Annotated in this window: 16 protein-coding genes; 3 read left to right on the top strand and 13 right to left on the bottom strand. The window is 57.9% G+C overall.

Going from position 1 to position 16,111, the window contains the following annotated elements:
* Positions 1-3 precede the first annotated feature (3 nt).
* Entirely contained in the window at positions 4-729 is a 726-nt protein-coding gene (locus QLQ16_RS02265; protein ID WP_283223051.1) for a YebC/PmpR family DNA-binding transcriptional regulator, read from the bottom strand.
* Positions 730-799: 70 nt separating this feature from the next.
* Here QLQ16_RS02265 and QLQ16_RS02260 point away from each other — a divergent pair, with 70 nt between their 5' ends.
* Positions 800-2,320, top strand: a complete 1,521-nt coding sequence (locus tag QLQ16_RS02260; protein ID WP_283223050.1) for a helicase HerA-like C-terminal domain-containing protein — start codon at positions 800-802, stop codon at positions 2,318-2,320.
* A gap of 65 nt (positions 2,321-2,385) precedes the next feature.
* Here QLQ16_RS02260 and clpA read toward each other — a convergent pair whose 3' ends face one another.
* Together clpA and clpS are read right to left on the bottom strand one after the other, a co-directional pair.
* Complete coding sequence (gene clpA, locus QLQ16_RS02255) at positions 2,386-4,722, bottom strand: ATP-dependent Clp protease ATP-binding subunit ClpA (RefSeq protein ID WP_283223049.1); 2,337 nt, start codon at positions 4,720-4,722, stop codon at positions 2,386-2,388.
* 55 nt (positions 4,723-4,777) lie between these two features.
* Positions 4,778-5,137, bottom strand: coding sequence for an ATP-dependent Clp protease adapter ClpS (gene clpS / locus QLQ16_RS02250; protein ID WP_283223048.1), 360 nt, complete (start codon positions 5,135-5,137; stop codon positions 4,778-4,780).
* 144 nt (positions 5,138-5,281) lie between these two features.
* On the opposite strand from clpS, the gene QLQ16_RS02245 reads away from it, so the two are divergent.
* Together QLQ16_RS02245 and QLQ16_RS02240 are read left to right on the top strand one after the other, a co-directional pair.
* The gene (locus QLQ16_RS02245) at positions 5,282-5,548 is read left to right on the top strand and encodes a cold-shock protein (RefSeq protein WP_283223047.1); all 267 of its coding nucleotides are present in this window, start codon (positions 5,282-5,284) and stop codon (positions 5,546-5,548) included.
* A 90-nt stretch (positions 5,549-5,638) separates the two neighbouring features.
* Complete coding sequence (locus tag QLQ16_RS02240; protein WP_283223125.1) at positions 5,639-6,091, top strand: DUF192 domain-containing protein; 453 nt, start codon at positions 5,639-5,641, stop codon at positions 6,089-6,091.
* Between the two features lie 9 nt (positions 6,092-6,100).
* Here the strand turns inward: QLQ16_RS02240 and QLQ16_RS02235 are convergent, their stop codons facing one another.
* The 10 genes from QLQ16_RS02235 to rraA form a co-directional block, all read right to left on the bottom strand.
* Positions 6,101-6,430, bottom strand: coding sequence for a DUF1840 domain-containing protein (locus tag QLQ16_RS02235; protein WP_283223046.1), 330 nt, complete (start codon positions 6,428-6,430; stop codon positions 6,101-6,103).
* A gap of 28 nt (positions 6,431-6,458) precedes the next feature.
* Positions 6,459-6,809, bottom strand: coding sequence for an integration host factor subunit alpha (locus QLQ16_RS02230; protein WP_283223045.1), 351 nt, complete (start codon positions 6,807-6,809; stop codon positions 6,459-6,461).
* A gap of 12 nt (positions 6,810-6,821) precedes the next feature.
* On the bottom strand, positions 6,822-9,254 hold the full coding sequence (gene pheT / locus QLQ16_RS02225; RefSeq protein ID WP_283223044.1) for a phenylalanine--tRNA ligase subunit beta: 2,433 nt from the start codon (positions 9,252-9,254) through the stop codon (positions 6,822-6,824).
* A 16-nt stretch (positions 9,255-9,270) separates the two neighbouring features.
* The gene (gene pheS, locus QLQ16_RS02220; protein WP_283223043.1) at positions 9,271-10,308 is read right to left on the bottom strand and encodes a phenylalanine--tRNA ligase subunit alpha; all 1,038 of its coding nucleotides are present in this window, start codon (positions 10,306-10,308) and stop codon (positions 9,271-9,273) included.
* Positions 10,309-10,422: 114 nt separating this feature from the next.
* Complete coding sequence (gene rplT / locus QLQ16_RS02215) at positions 10,423-10,785, bottom strand: 50S ribosomal protein L20 (RefSeq protein ID WP_283223042.1); 363 nt, start codon at positions 10,783-10,785, stop codon at positions 10,423-10,425.
* 25 nt (positions 10,786-10,810) lie between these two features.
* Positions 10,811-11,014, bottom strand: a complete 204-nt coding sequence (rpmI, locus tag QLQ16_RS02210; RefSeq protein WP_108322580.1) for a 50S ribosomal protein L35 — start codon at positions 11,012-11,014, stop codon at positions 10,811-10,813.
* A 135-nt stretch (positions 11,015-11,149) separates the two neighbouring features.
* The gene (gene infC, locus QLQ16_RS02205) at positions 11,150-11,743 is read right to left on the bottom strand and encodes a translation initiation factor IF-3 (RefSeq protein WP_283223124.1); all 594 of its coding nucleotides are present in this window, start codon (positions 11,741-11,743) and stop codon (positions 11,150-11,152) included.
* Between the two features lie 86 nt (positions 11,744-11,829).
* Positions 11,830-13,749 carry a threonine--tRNA ligase gene (gene thrS, locus QLQ16_RS02200; protein WP_283223041.1) on the bottom strand — a complete coding sequence of 640 codons (1,920 nt, stop codon included), beginning with the start codon at positions 13,747-13,749 and terminating at the stop codon, positions 11,830-11,832.
* 103 nt (positions 13,750-13,852) lie between these two features.
* On the bottom strand, positions 13,853-15,184 hold the full coding sequence (aceA, locus tag QLQ16_RS02195; RefSeq protein WP_283223040.1) for an isocitrate lyase: 1,332 nt from the start codon (positions 15,182-15,184) through the stop codon (positions 13,853-13,855).
* A gap of 251 nt (positions 15,185-15,435) precedes the next feature.
* Positions 15,436-15,954 (bottom strand): ribonuclease E activity regulator RraA, encoded by a 519-nt coding sequence (gene rraA, locus QLQ16_RS02190; protein ID WP_283223039.1) that lies wholly within the window; start codon positions 15,952-15,954, stop codon positions 15,436-15,438.
* Between the last annotated feature and the right edge of the window lie 157 nt (positions 15,955-16,111).

The following is a 16,111-nucleotide window of genomic DNA, read 5'->3' as shown; positions in this document are numbered from 1 at the left end:
TCCTTATTCTTGAATGTCGGCGTTGTGGAAGACGTTTTGCACATCGTCCAAGTCTTCCAGAATGTCCAGAAGCTTTTGCATTTTGGCGGCGTCGTCACCGCTGAGCGCAATGGTGTTCTCCGCACGCATGGTGACCTCGGCCATATCGGCCACCAGGCCGGCCGCTTCCAAAGCGTTCTTGACCGCTTCAAAATCGGCGGGCGCGGTCAGCACCTCGATGGCGCCCTCTTCGTCGGTGATCACGTCTTCCGCACCAGCTTCCAAGGCCACTTCCATGACCTTGTCTTCGTCCGTGCCAGGGGCAAAGATCAGCTGGCCGCAGTTCTTGAACTGGAAAGCCACCGAGCCTTCGGTGCCCAAATTACCGCCATGCTTGCTGAAAGCGTGGCGCACCTCGGCCACCGTGCGCACACGGTTGTCGGTCATGGTGTCGACGATCACGGCGGCACCGCCAATGCCATAGCCTTCGTATCGGATTTCTTCGTAGCTCACGCCTTCGAGGTTGCCGGTGGCTTTGTCCACATTGCGCTTGATGGTGTCGGCGGGCATGTTGGCCGCCTTGGCCTTTTCAATGGCCAGACGCAAACGGGGGTTGGCCGAGACATCGCCACCGCCGGTGCGGGCGGCCACCATGATTTCACGGACCACCCGGGTCCAAATCCGTTGCCTTTTTTCGTCTTGTCGGCCCTTGCGGTGCTGAATATTTGCCCATTTACTGTGGCCAGCCATCGGGAATTCCTTGAATGTTGATTTAACCTATGGGTAGATTTTACTTTTCACACGCGTGAGGGAGATTTTGATGGCCGAACCCATGTTGATTGCCCAAAACAAGACGGCGCAGTGCCAGCTGCTGCCGAGCTTGGCCAACCGCCACGGCCTGATCACCGGTGCCACCGGCACGGGCAAAACCGTCACTTTGCAAACCCTGGCCGAGAACTTCTCTCGCTTGGGCGTGCCGGTCTTCATGGCCGACGTCAAAGGCGATTTGACCGGCATCAGCCAGCCAGGCCGTATCGGCGAGAAGCTGGCCGCCGTGTTGAAAGACCGTGGCATAGCCCTGCCCGAACCCCTGGCATGCCCCACCACGCTGTGGGACGTGTTTGGCGCCCAAGGCCACCCGGTGCGGGCCACCGTGTCCGACATGGGGCCTTTGCTTCTGGCGCGGATGCTGGGCCTGAACGACACCCAGGCCGGTGTGCTCAACCTGGTCTTCAAGATCGCCGACGACAACGGCTTGCTGCTGCTGGACATGAAAGACCTGCGGGCCATGTTGCAGCACGTGGGCGACAACGCCAAAAACTTCACCACCGAATACGGCAACATCAGCGCGGCCAGCATCGGCGCCATCCAGCGCGGCCTGCTGCAGATTGAGACCGAAGGCGGCGACCAGTTCTTTGGCGAGCCCATGCTCAACATCGAAGACTTCATGCAAACGGCCGACGGCATGGGGGTGGTCAACATCTTGGCGGCCGACAAGCTGATGAATTCGCCGCGCCTTTACGCGACTTTCTTGCTGTGGATGCTGTCCGAATTGTTCGAAGTCTTGCCTGAAATAGGCGACCCCGAAAAACCCAAGCTGGTGTTCTTTTTTGACGAAGCACACCTATTGTTCAAAGACGCACCCGCAGCCTTGATCGAACGCATCGAGCTGGTGGTGCGTCTGGTGCGCTCCAAAGGCGTGGGGGTTTATTTTGTGACGCAAAACCCGCTGGACATCCCCGACAGCATCTTGGGCCAGCTGGGCAACCGCGTGCAGCACGCCCTGCGCGCCTTCACCCCACGCGACCAAAAAGCCGTGGCCGCCACGGCGCAAACCATGCGCCCCAAGACGGGTCTGGACATCGAAGCGGCCATCACAGAGCTGGGCGTGGGCGAAGCCCTGGTGAGCCTGCTGGACGCTAAAGGACGGCCCACCGAAACCGAACGCGTGTTTGTCATGCCCCCGGCCAGCCAGCTGGGCCCGATCACGCCCGAGCAGCGCCAAGCCCTGCTGAAAAACTCGCTGGTGGCTGGTGTTTATGAAGCCGCGCAAGACCGCGAATCGGCCTACGAAAAGCTCAAAGGCGCGCCTGCGGCGAATGGCGCCCCAGTTCCAGCGGGTTCAGCAGACGCAACCTCCGACAGCCGATCTGGCCTCATGAACAGTGTGTCCGATTTCATCTTCGGCTCCACCGGCCCTCGGGGCGGTCAACACGATGGCGTGGCGCAAATGGTGGTCAAAAGTGCGGTCCGCACCATGGGCTCGGCCATTGGGCGAGAGATTGTTCGCGGCGTACTCGGCGGCCTGCTGGGCTCGTCAGGGTCAAAGCGAAAGCGCTGATTGACGCTGTTCACCCCCAAAAAATAGGAGGCCAAGGCCTCCTATTTTTTGGGGTTCAGCCCATTTCAGCTGGCTGCAGCCTCCTCAGGCTCAGCAGGCTCCGCACGCGCAGAGCGACTTTCCTTTTTGGGCAGCGGGGTGATGTCCAGCAACACCTCGTCCATGTCGTCCAGGTCCACCGACAAGCGGCCGCCATCGGTCAGGCGACCGAACAGCAACTCGTCGGCCAGGGCCTTGCGGATCATGTCCTGGATCAGGCGCTGCATCGGGCGTGCACCCATGAGCGGATCGAAGCCCTTCTTGGCCAAGTGTTTGCGCAGCTTGTCGGTGAAGGTAACGTCCACTTTCTTTTCGCCCAGCTGTTGCTCCAATTGCAGCAAGAACTTGTCCACCACACGCAAGATGATCTGCTCGTCCAGCGGCTTGAAGCTGACGATCGCGTCCAAGCGGTTGCGGAACTCGGGGGTGAACAGGCGCTTGATGTCGCCCATCTCGTCACCAGCCACACGTGGGTTGGTGAAGCCAATCGTGGCCTTGTTCATGGTTTCGGCGCCCGCGTTGGTGGTCATGACAATGATCACGTTGCGGAAATCGGCCTTGCGCCCGTTGTTGTCGGTCAGTGTGCCGTGGTCCATGACCTGAAGCAGCACATTGAAGATCGCAGGGTGCGCTTTTTCGATCTCGTCGAGCAAGAGTACGCAATGCGGCTTTTTGGTGACGGCCTCGGTCAAGAGACCGCCCTGGTCAAAGCCCACATAGCCCGGAGGCGCACCGATCAGGCGGCTCACCGCGTGCTGCTCCATGTACTCAGACATGTCAAAGCGGATCAGCTCAATGCCCATGATGTAGGCCAACTGCTTGGCCGCTTCGGTCTTGCCCACGCCCGTGGGGCCTGAGAACAAGAAAGAGCCAATCGGCTTGTCGGCCTTGCCCAAGCCCGAGCGGGCCATCTTGACGGCAGAAGCCAGCACTTCGAGCGCCTTGTCTTGACCGAACACCACGGACTTGAGGTCACGCTCGATGGTCTGCAACTTGCTGCGGTCGTCGTTGGACACATTGGCTGGCGGGATGCGGGCGATCTTGGCCACGATGTCTTCGATCTCGGCCTTGCCAATGGTTTTCTTGCGCTTGGACGCCACCAAGATGCGCTGCGCAGCGCCGGCCTCGTCAATCACGTCAATCGCCTTGTCGGGCAGTTGACGGTCGTTGATGAACTTGGCCGACAGCTCGGCAGCGGCCTGCAGCGCGGCGTTGGCGTACTTGACGCTGTGGTGCTCTTCAAAGCGGCTCTTGAGGCCTTTGAGGATTTCCACCGTCTCAGAGACCGTGGGTTCGACCACATCCACTTTCTGGAAACGGCGGCTGAGTGCGGCGTCTTTTTCGAAGATGCCACGGTATTCGGTGAAGGTGGTGGCACCAATGCACTTGAGCTGACCGCTGGACAGCGCTGGCTTGAGCAGGTTGGACGCGTCCAGCGTACCGCCCGAGGCGGCGCCCGCACCGATCAAGGTGTGGATCTCGTCGATGAACAGGATGCCATTGGGCTTGTCTTTGAGCGCTTTGAGCACGCCTTTCAAGCGTTGCTCAAAATCGCCCCGGTACTTGGTGCCGGCCAGCAAAGCGCCCATGTCGAGCGAATAGACCTGGGCCTCGGCCAAGATCTCGGGCACGGTGCCTTGGGTGATGCGCCAAGCGAGGCCTTCGGCAATCGCCGTCTTGCCCACGCCGGCTTCGCCCACCAGCAGGGGGTTGTTTTTGCGGCGACGGCACAGAATCTGGATCGTGCGCTCGACTTCGTATTCACGGCCGATCAGCGGATCTATCTTGCCGTCCTTGGCCGCTTGGTTCAGGTTGTTGGTGTACTGCTCCAGCGGCGAGGCTTTTTCATTGCGCTCCCCACCCGAAGATTCCTCAGCGTCTGAACTGGGCGGCGCTTCAGCGGATTTGGCCGCTTCAGGCGGATCGCTCTTGCGGATGCCGTGGGCAATGAAGTTCACCACATCCAGACGCGTGATGCCCTGCTGGTGCAGGTAATACACAGCGTGCGAGTCCTTCTCGCCGAAGATGGCCACCAGCACGTTGGCGCCAGTGACTTCCTTCTTGCCATTGCCTGTGGACTGCACATGCATGATGGCGCGTTGGATGACGCGCTGAAAACCCAATGTGGGCTGGGTGTCCACCTCTTCGGTACCTGCCACTTGGGGGGTGTTGTCCTTGATGAAGTTCGTCAAGGCGGTGCGCAAGTCGTCGATGTTGGCAGCGCAAGCGCGCAACACCTCGGCAGCGCTGGGGTTGTCCAACAAGGCGAGCAAGAGATGCTCGACCGTGATGAACTCGTGGCGCTGCTGACGGGCCTCGACAAAGGCCATGTGCAAGCTGACTTCCAATTCCTGGGCAATCATGTGATTTCCTTTTTGCCTTGCTGAGTGATTCTGTTCATGTGGGGCGTTTGGCCCACTATTCAATGGGCTCGCTGACGCACTGCAGGGGATGCCCCGCCTGCTTGGCGGCATCGAGCACCTGATCGACCTTGGTGGCGGCCACATCGCGGGAATAAACGCCGCAAATGCCTTTGCCGTCCAAGTGGATCTTGAGCATGATCTGGGTGGCCGACTCGCGGTCTTTGCCAAAAAATTCTTGGATCACCATCACCACGAACTCCATCGGGGTGTAGTCATCGTTGAGCATCGCCACCTGGTACATCTGGGGCGGCTGGATCTTCTGAGCGAGACGCTCGAGGACCACCGATTCCCCACCTTCAGGGGTGTGGGGTGTGACCGGGGGCAGCGTCGGGTTCTGCGGTTTTTTCGTTGCCATGAATTCATTCTATCGGCGCTTTCAAGCCCTTGAGGGCCAAGGCTCTAAAAGTCTTTTTTCATCAAACCACGGCTGGGGTAAACCGACATTGACAAAAACAACAAGCACGCCTCAAATTGGTGCAAACAAAGACGGAGACAAGCCATGCCCAGTGGTACGGTCAAATGGTTCAATGACGCCAAAGGCTTTGGATTCATCCAGCCCGATGGAGGTGGCCCGGATGCTTTTGCGCACTTCTCGGCCATCGTGGCCGAAGGCTACAAAAGTCTCAAAGAAGGTGCCCGGGTCAGCTTTGAGCTGACGGATGGCGCTAAGGGCTTGATGGCGGCCAACATCCGCACCGAAGTCAACTCCGAACCGCCTGGAGAGCCCATCCCCAACAGCACGCCCCCCATCTCGACCAGCAGCTGATCGAACACCTCTTGCAGGCGTTATCCTTGCCGTGTTGCGAACACTGTTTGGATGGATTTTTCAATGACCTCTCGCTCTTGTGCCCGATCAATGCACCCTGCCCTGCACTGGATCTGCGGCTTCTTGCTGACAAGCCTGTCCACTTGGGCGGCGGCCCAATCTGGCCCTCAACTGCAATTGCCCCGCACCAAGCTGACGGCAGGTATGCACATGCTGGATGTGCAAGTGGCGCAAACCTCCGAGCAACGTCAAATCGGTCTGATGTTCCGCAAAGAAATGCCGCAACACGAGGGCATGCTGTTTGTGTTTGAACAAGCGGCCACGCAGTGTTTCTGGATGCGCAACACGCTCATCCCCCTGACGGCGGCTTTTGTGGCCGACGACGGCACCATCGTGAACTTGGCGGACATGAAGCCACAAAGCGACGATTCGCACTGCTCAACCAAACCGGTGCGCTATGTACTGGAAATGAACGTGGGGTGGTTTGCCAAGCGGCAGATCAAGGCGGGTTACCAGCTGGGTGGCCAAGTTTTCGGCCGTTGAAACGTCGCCTCAGACGCCCCAGACCACGTCGGATTGCTCAGCCAAGCTGCGTGCCAAGAGCTTGAGCATGGGGGTGGCCCTTTGAGACAAGCGCACCGCGTCGAGCACCACCGCTTCATCGTTCTCTTGGTCTGATGCCGACTGCTCGGCATGCTGCTGGCGCAGGGCTTCGTCTTGCGCCACAGCCGCCTCGAGGGCAGCGATGCGGGCAGGAATGTCCGCCGCCAACACAATGCCTTTGACGGGGTCATCGCCCAACATGATCTTGAGCAATTTGCGGCCATCGGCCTCGAGCATGATCAGGTCGCTGGCAGCGGCCGATTTGAATTTGAAAAGCATGGTGCCCTCCTGAAAGCGTGTTGCAGTTTCAAAGGCCCACCATGTCCACGCTGCCGTCTTCATCGGTGTCGCCCTGAATCAATGCCTTGAATTTATGGCTGGCATGGAAGGTGGCAACACGACGTGCATCAATAGGAATCAATTCTCCTGTGCGCGGATTGCGGCCGGGGCGGGCCGCCTTGGTGCGGATCTGGAAGTTGCCAAAGCCCGAAATTTTCACATCGGTGCCTTCAATCAGGCTGTCCACCATGAGGTCAAAGAAGGCATCGACCATGTCCTTGGACTCGCGTTTGTTCAAACCGATCTGTTCGAACAACAAATCGGCCAAGTGCGCCTTGGTCAAGGCGGGGGTTTCAAGGCTTTCGACTGAAATTTCCATCACGCCAACCCATCAAGCGCGCAAACGAGCAGCAACCTGTTGACTCAGATGAGCCAACACCGCGTTCATGGCCGCATCGATCTGCGCATCGGTCAACGTGGCTTCGGCGGTGCCCAAAGTCAGGCGCACGGCCAAACTCTTTTCACCAGCGGCCAAACTGCCGCCGACTGCATCGGACTTGGGTCGGTAGATGTCAAATAACACGGCGCCTTGGAGCAAGCCCTCGGTCGGCGCAGCGTGGATGGCTTGCATCAATTGGGCATGCGTGACCGATTCAGCCACGATGACGGCAATGTCGCGCTCCACAGGCTGGTGCTTGGCTAGGCCTTGTGCGGCAGGCACCAGACGGGTGGTCACCGCATCCAAGGACAATTCAAAGACCACGGGTGCGTGTGGCAAGTCCCAAGCTTGACGCCAACGGGGGTGCAACTCGCCCACATGGCCGATCACCACACCGTCCAGTACAACTTGCGCCGAGCGACCGGGGTGCAATGCGGGGTGTTCAACGGCCAAAAACTCCGCTTGACGGGGTGCCAGCAAGGCTTCGACATCCCCTTTGACGTCGAAGTAATCCACGAGGCGAGATTTGCCTTGCCAACCCAAGGTCTCGAAAGGGCCCCAGGCCATGGCGGCCACTCGCATGGGTTGGTCAAAGCCTTCCACCGTGGTGTCGCTGTTGACCGCTTGGCCGTTGCGCAAAAACACGCGACCGAGCTCGAACACGCGCACGCGGTCGGCTTTGCGGTCGGCGTTGAACTTGACGACTTGCAGCAGCGAGCCGATCAGGCTGGAGCGCATGACGCTCATCTGGCTGGCGATCGGGTTGAGCAAGCGAATCGGGTTCTCGTTGCCGGCCAAGTCTTTTTCCCAGGATTCTTCGACGAAGCTGTAGTTGATGGTTTCCTGATAACCACGGGCTGCGATGGCACGGCGCACCGCAGATGGGCTGCGTTCGGTCTCGCGGCGCACCTTGGCCGTGATGGGGGCCAGTGGTGGATTCGTGGGCAGATTGTTGTAGCCCACCATGCGGGCCACTTCCTCGATCAAATCTTCCTCGATCTGCAGGTCAAATCGGAAACTGGGCGGCGTCACGGTGACCGTGCCCTCGCCTTCCGAGACTTGCAAGCCCAAGCCGCGCAGTGCATCGGCGCATTGTTGCTGCGTCAAAGGCATGCCGATGACTTTGACCGCACGGGCCACACGCAGTGTGACGGGCGTGATGGCGGGCACATTCAGGGTTTGGTCATCAATGGGGGCAACTTGCGTTTCGGGTGTGCCGCAGATGTCCAACACCAACTGCGTGATGCGCTCGATGTGCTCCACCGTCAGTTGCGGGTCCACGCCACGCTCAAAGCGGTGACCGGCATCGGTTGAAAAGTTGAAGCGGCGCGAACGGCCAGCGATGGACGTGGGCCACCAGAAAGCCGCTTCGATGTAAATGTTTTTCGTGTCATCGGACACGGCCGTGGCGTCACCGCCCATGATGCCGGCCAGCGACTCGACTTGGCTGTCGTCAGCGATCACACCGACCTTCTCATCCACCGTCACGGTGGTGCCGTTGAGCAGCTTGAGCGATTCACCTGGCTTGCCCCAGCGCACCTGCAGGCCACCGTGGATTTTGTCCAGGTCAAAAATGTGGGAAGGACGGCCGAACTCGAACATCACGTAGTTGGAGATGTCCACCAGAGGGCTCACGCTGCGCTGCCCGCAGCGGGCCAAGCGGTCCACCATCCACTGAGGTGTTTTGGCCTGGGTGTTCACACCTTTGACCACGCGACCGCTGAACCGACCGCACAAGTCTGTGGCTTGCACTTGCACGGCCACCTTGTCCTGGATTTGCGTGGCCACTGAAGGGAAAGACGGGGCCTTCAAGGGCGCACCGGTCAAAGCCGAGACTTCGCGGGCGATGCCGTAAACGCTCAGGCAGTGCGCCAGGTTGGGGGTCAACTTGATCGTGAACAGGGTGTCGTCCAGATTCAGGTATTGGCGGATGTCCTGCCCCAGAGGAGCGTCCAGCGGCAATTCCAGCAGGCCACCGTGGTCGTCGGCGATTTTCAGTTCTTTGGCCGAACACAGCATGCCCTGGCTTTCAACGCCTCGCAGCTTGCCAACCTTGATGACGAAAGACTTGCCATCCTCACCAGGCGGCAATTCGGCCCCCACCATGGCGCAGGGCACACGGATACCCACTCGGGCATTCGGCGCACCGCAGACGATGTTCAGCAAGCTGCCCTGCCCCACATCCACCTGGCACACGCGCAGACGGTCGGCGTTGGGGTGCTGCACGGCTTCTTTGATTTCACCGATCACGATCTTGGTGAATGGCGGGGCCACGGGCTCGAGCTCTTCCACTTCGAGACCGGCCATGGTCAAGGTGTCGGCCAGTTGCTGGGTCGTCAGGGACGGGTTGCAAAACTCGCGCAACCAGGATTCAGGAAATTGCATATCTCGATCTCGGGAATTACTGGAACTGGCTCAAGAAGCGCACATCGCCATCAAAGAACAGGCGCAAATCGTTCACGCCGTAGCGCAACATGGTGAAACGGTCCATGCCCATGCCAAAGGCAAAGCCAATGAACTGCTCGGGGTCCAGGCCCATGTTTCGCACCACGTTCGGATGGACTTGGCCAGAACCACCCACTTCAAGCCAACGGCCAGCCAGAGGCCCGCTTTGGAATTGGATGTCGATCTCGGCGCTGGGCTCGGTGAAAGGGAAAAAGCTGGGGCGAAAGCGCAGCACCAAGTCATCGCTTTCGAAGAAGGTGCGGCAGAAATCTGTGACCACGACTTTCAGGTCCTTGAAGCTCACGTTTTCACCAATCCACAGGCCTTCGCACTGGTGGAACATGGGCGAATGGGTCGCATCGCTGTCCACGCGGTAGGTCCGGCCAGGGGCAATCACGCGGATCTCGGGCATGCCCTGACCGGCGTCGATCTGGTGGCGGTAGCGCTTGACGTGCTGCACCGCGTGGCGGATCTGCATGGGGCTCGTGTGGGTGCGCAGCAGATGACCGCCTTCGACATAAAAAGTGTCGTGCATCGAGCGCGCGGGGTGGTCTTCAGGCGTGTTGAGCGCCGTGAAGTTGAACCAGTCGGTCTCGATCTCAGGGCCCTGGGCCACTTCAAAACCCATGGAGCCAAAAATATTTTCGACGCGCTCAAGCGTGAGCGAGACGGGGTGCAAGCCACCCACGGCAGCACTCCGGCCGGGCAAGCTCACATCGAGTGCTTCGGCCTTAAGCTGGGCTTGCAACTCGGCATCGGCCAAGGCCTGGCGGCGATCGCTGAGCGCGGTTTCAATGGCTTGCTTGGCCAGGTTGATGGCCGCACCACGGGTTTTCTTGTCTTCCACGCTCAGAGCGGCCATGCCCTTCATCAGCTCGGTCACGCGACCGGCTTTGCCCAGAAATTGGGCTTTGGCGTTTTCGAGATCAGCAGGTGTCAGTGCCTGCGCAAAACTCTGGCGGGCGGATTCGACCAGGGTGTCCAGCTCGTTCATGGTGGGGATTCGGTAGATGACGGAATAAAAAAGGGATTGAAGCTTTTGTGAGCCTCAATCCCTTTGATCGAATGCGCGAGGCATGGGCCCAAAAAGCCCATCTCGCTCATGAAATCAAGCTGCGGCCAGTTTGGCTTTGACTTGGTTCACGATGCCAGCAAAAGCGGCCTTGTCGTGCACGGCGATGTCCGCCAGCATCTTACGGTCGATTTCGATGGCAGCCTTTTTCAGGCCGTTGGCGAATTGGCTGTAGGTCAGACCGCATTCACGCGCAGCGGCGTTGATACGGGCAATCCACAACTGACGGAACACACGCTTTTTGGCACGACGGTCACGGTAGGCGTATTGGCCAGCCTTCATCACCGCCTGTTTGGCGATACGGAAGACATTACCGCGGCGACCGCGGAAACCTTTTGCAAGGGCCAAAACTTTCTTGTGACGGGCACGTGCCGTTACACCACGTTTAACGCGAGGCATATTTTTCTCCTAGTTCGTCAGTGAATTACAGGCCAGCCATAGGCAGCATCTGCGCCATGTGACCCATGTTGGTCTCATGCACAGCCACTGCACCGCGGAGGTGGCGTTTGTTCTTGGTGGTCTTCTTGGTCAGAATGTGACGCTTGAAGGCTTGACCGCGTTTAACGGTTCCACCTGGACGAACACGGAAGCGCTTTTTAGCACTGCTTTTGGTCTTCATCTTGGGCATATCAATGCTCCTTTATTTGTGCTCGTGAGGCGTCTGCAAAATCTTTGCAGCCTTGATGGCCCCGAGCCACTTTTACAAAAACCACCCTAAGGCGGTTTCAGACTCGACCAACCCGAGGGCCGGTCAAATTCTTCTTCAAGCCGATTCAGCAGGGGCTGCAGTGTCTGCAGCTTTGCCAGCAGGCTTTTTGCGACCTGGCGCGATCATCATGATCATCTGGCGGCCTTCCAACTTGGGAAACTGCTCGACGATGATGGAGTCGGCCAACTCGTCACGAATCCGGTTCAGCAAGGCCATCCCCAACTCTTGGTGGGTGATCTCACGACCGCGGAAACGCAAAGTGATCTTGCATTTGTCACCATCTGCCAAAAAGCGGCGGATGTTGCGCATCTTGATGTTGTAGTCACCATCGTCAGTGCCTGGGCGGAACTTGACTTCCTTGATGTCAATGACCGTTTGCTTGGCTTTGGCTTCTGCCGCACGCTTTTGCTCTTGGTACTTGAACTTGCCGTAGTCCATCAAACGGCACACAGGCGGGTTGGCGGTGGCGGCGATTTCCACCAAATCCACATCCAACTCACCGGCCATGCGAAGGGCTTCTGCCAAAGACAAAATGCCCAATGGCTCGTTTTCAGGGCCGGAAACACGGACTTCAGGAGCCATGATTTCACGGTTCAAACGGTGTTTGCGTTCTTCGCGTTGGCGACGATCACGAAATTCGGTAGCGATGACTCAATCCTTCAAGGGTAATAACTGCAACAAGCAGCCAAACCGTCTTTGTGCCCACGGGCCAAAGCAAGTGGCGAAAATCACCTTCAGGCTTTAGAAGCGATGTCGGCAGCAATGAGTTCAATGAACGCATCGATCGACATCACACCGAGGTCTTTGTTACCCCGGGCGCGCACAGCGACGGTACCAGCTGCCTTCTCTTTGTCGCCTGCGACAAGGATGTAAGGCAGCTTTTGCAACGAATGCTCGCGTATTTTATACGTGATTTTCTCGTTGCGCAGGTCCAAATCGACCCTAAGGCCTTGATTTGACACTGATTTTTGCAGTTTTGCAGCGATTTCACGACAGTAATCGGACTGAGCATCGGTGATGTTGAGGACAGAAACCTGCAAAGGCGCCAGCCAAGTGGGCAAGGCGCCGGCATGCTGCTCGACCAAAATACCGATGAAACGCTCCATGCTGCCCACGATGGCGCGGTGCAAGATCACAGGGCGCTGGCGTGAACCGTCTTCGGCCACATATTCTGCGTCCAGACGCTCAGACAGGTTGAAGTCCACTTGGATGGTGCCGCATTGCCATTCACGGCCAATCGCGTCTTTCAGGGTGTATTCGATCTTGGGGCCGTAGAACGCGCCGTCACCGTCCGAAATCACAAACTCGCAACCGGAAGCCCGCAAGCTGTCCATCAAGGCTTTTTCGGCCTTGTCCCACAACTCATCAGACCCAATGCGGGCCGCTGGGCGGGTCGAGACCTTGTAGAGGATGTCGGTGAAGCCAAAGTCGGCATACACCTTCTTGAGCACCTTGGTGAAGGTGTCGCACTCGGGCAGGATTTGGTCTTCTGTACAGAAGATGTGGCCATCGTCTTGGGTGAAGCCGCGCACACGCATGATGCCGTGCAAGCCACCGGAGGGCTCATTGCGGTGGCACTGGCCAAATTCGCCGTAGCGCAAAGGCAAGTCACGGTAGCTCTTGATGCCTTGCTTGAAGATCAGGATGTGACCCGGGCAGTTCATCGGCTTCAAGGCGTAATCGCGCTTTTCCGACTCGGTGGTGAACATGTTGTCACGGTACTTGTCCCAGTGACCGGTTTTTTCCCACAGGCTCTTGTCGATGATCTGCGGACCCTTGACTTCCTGGTAGCCGTTGTCGCGGTACACCTGGCGCATGTACTGCTCAATGATTTGCCACACGGTCCAGCCCTTGGGGTGCCAAAACACCAAGCCGGGTGCATGTTCGTCGATGTGGAACAAATCCAACTCGCGGCCGAGTTTGCGGTGATCGCGCTTTTCAGCTTCTTCAAGACGAGTCAGGTATTGCTGCAGATCGTCTTTGCTGGCCCAGGCCGTGCCATAGACACGCTGGAGCATCTCATTCTTGCTGTCGCCGCGCCAGTAGGCTCCGGCCACCTTCATCAATTTGAAATGCTTGAGTTTGCCGGTGCTGGGCACGTGAGGGCCTCGGCACAGGTCCTCGAAATGGCCTTCACGGTAGAGGCTCACGTCTTGATCCGCCGGAATGCTGGCGATGATCTCGGCTTTGTAGTGCTCGCCCAAACCTTTGAAATAGGCCACCGCCTCGTCACGCGGTAAAACGCGGCGCACCACCGGCTCATCTTTGTTGGACAACTCGGTCATGCGCTTTTCGATGGCAACCAAGTCCTCTGGCGTGAAGGGACGGCTGTAAGAGAAGTCGTAATAAAACCCGTTGTCGATCACAGGCCCGATGGTCACTTGGGCCTCAGGAAACAGCGCCTTGACGGCGTAGGCCAACAAATGCGCCGTCGAGTGACGGATGAGCTCCAGACCTTCAGGGTCTTTGGCCGTGACGATGGCCAAGTTGGCATCGGCAGCCATGCTGAAACTGGTGTCCACCAATTGACCATTGACCTTGCCGCCCAAAGCCGCTTTGGCCAAGCCAGCGCCAATGGAGGCGGCCACTTCGGCCACGGTCACGGGGCCAGGAAATTCACGCAATGAACCGTCGGGAAGGGTAATCTGAACCATGAGTTTGCAAGTAAAAAAGCGCGGCAAAGGCCGCGCTTGAAAGAGATGTCTAAACGCTGAGGACGGATTTTACGCCGCCCTCGCCTTCAGCTCCCCAAGTTGATCAGTGGAACTGCTCTTCTTCGGTGGAACCGGTCAGGGCCTTCACGCTTGAGGAGCCGCCCTGGATCACGGTGGTCACGTCGTCGAAGTAGCCTGCGCCGACTTCTTGCTGGTGCGACACGAAGGTGTAACCCTTGTCGCGGGCTGCGAATTCAGGTTCTTGCACCATCTCGGTGTAGTGCTTCATGCCTTCGCCGCGGGCGTAGTTGTGGGCGAACTGGAAGGTGTTGAACCAGTTGATGTGGATACCGGCCAATGTGATGAACTGGTACTTGTAGCCCAGTGCCGACAGGTCGTCTTGGAAAGAAGCGATCTGGCTGTCGTTGAGGTTTTTCTTCCAGTTGAAAGAAGGCGAGCAGTTGTAGGACAGCAACTTGCCTGGGCAAGCAGCGTGCACAGCTTGGGCGAATTCACGGGCAAAGCCAATGTCTGGCACACCGGTTTCGCACCAGACCAAGTCAGCGTACGGGGCGTAAGCCACGCCACGGCTGATGGCTTGCTCCAGACCGTTTTTGACACGGTAGAAGCCTTCTTGTGTGCGCTCGCCAGTCAGGAAAGGCTTGTCATTGGCGTCGTGGTCAGAAGTGATCAGGTTGGCGGCTTCGGCGTCTGTGCGGGCCAACACGATGGTGGACACGCCCATGACGTCGGCAGCGAATCGCGCAGCGATCAGCTTTTCGCAAGCTTCTTGTGTAGGCACCAACACTTTGCCACCCATGTGACCGCACTTCTTTACAGCGGCCAATTGGTCTTCGAAGTGAACACCAGCAGCACCAGCGGAAATCATGTTCTTCATCAGTTCGAAAGCGTTCAAGACGCCACCGAAACCGGCTTCAGCATCTGCCACGATGGGCAGGAAGTAGTCGATGAAGTCCTTGGAACCTGGCTCGATGCCGCGGCCCCACTGGATTTCGTCAGCGCGCTTGAAGGTGTTGTTGATGCGGCGAACCATGGTGGGCACCGAGTCGTAGGCGTACAGCGACTGGTCAGGGTACATGGTCTCGGAGGTGTTGCCGTCGGCAGCCACTTGCCAGCCCGACAGGTAAACCGCTTCCAAACCGGCTTTGGCTTGTTGCATGGCTTGGCCAGCGCTGATGGCACCGAATGCATTGACGTAGCCTTTCTTGGCGCCGCCGTTGACTTTTTCCCACAGCTTTTCAGCACCGCGCTTGGCCAGCGTGTGCTCGATTTGCATGCTGCCGCGCAGACGCACGACGTCGGCTGCAGAGTAGCCGCGCTTCACGCCTTTCCAACGGGGGTTGGTCGCCCAGTCTTTTTCGAGGGCAGCGATTTGTTGTTCACGGCTCAATTGTTGGTTGAGGTTTGCTGGCATGTCAGAACTCCTGAAGTCAAGTTGAAATCGGGCGATGTAGGCAGCGGATTCTGCTTCGTCGTTGTTCAAATCTTAACTCTTGTACAAGACTTATTTTCATTCTTATGTCTTATACAAGACTTATTTTTATTTGTTTAAAATCAATGCCTTACGAAATATTTTTCTCAATACAAAACGTCATTTCCCATATTGAGAAAATTTGATGCACTGCAACACATCAATATTTCAAATTATGAAAACATGAGTGCGCATCATGAAACTCGGTGCAAGGCTTGGCTGCTGATGACCATGCCATCGGCGTCTGCATAGAGCCAATCGCCCGTTTGGACCCGAACACCCTGAATGAAAACAGGCAATCCGGTTTGACCTTGTAATGCGCGTTGCGTGGGCATGGGGTTCAAGGCCAAGGCGCGAATGCCCAAGTCCAAAACCGCCAACTCAGCAGCATCGCGCGCGCAACCGTCAATCACAACGCCTGCCCAGCCATTGCGCTGTGCCGCTGCAGCCAAGTTGCCGCCCAAGAGCGCCTTGCGCATGGACGCACCACCATCGACCACCAACACACGGCCATGGCCTTCGGACTCCACCGCTTGTTTGACGTGGCTGTTGTCTTCGCAGCACTTGATGGTCAAAACAGGGCCTGCAAACTTCTCGCGGGCACCGTAGTTTTGGAAAACGGTGGGCACGTATCGAAAAGTGCCGCTTTCATCGGCTTTGTACTCATCACACAAGTCACAGGTCGAAAAATCCAAATGGGGCAGAGAGCTCATGCGCGTTTCCTTAAAAATGAGCGAGTGGAAAACACGCCTCTTACGCAGGCCATACGCACCACGACAGGGCAAAAGCCATAAAAATGCTCATGAGGCCTCACAAATACGCAACAACCCCTAGCAAAAACTGATTTTTCCTCTTGGAAACTGCCCTTTT

The sequence above is a fragment of the Limnohabitans lacus genome, assembly GCF_030053395.1.
Lineage (GTDB): Bacteria > Pseudomonadota > Gammaproteobacteria > Burkholderiales > Burkholderiaceae_C > Limnohabitans_A > Limnohabitans_A lacus.
The sequence above is the reverse complement of the archived record's forward strand: the minus strand, read 5'-3'. Positions and strand labels throughout refer to the sequence as shown.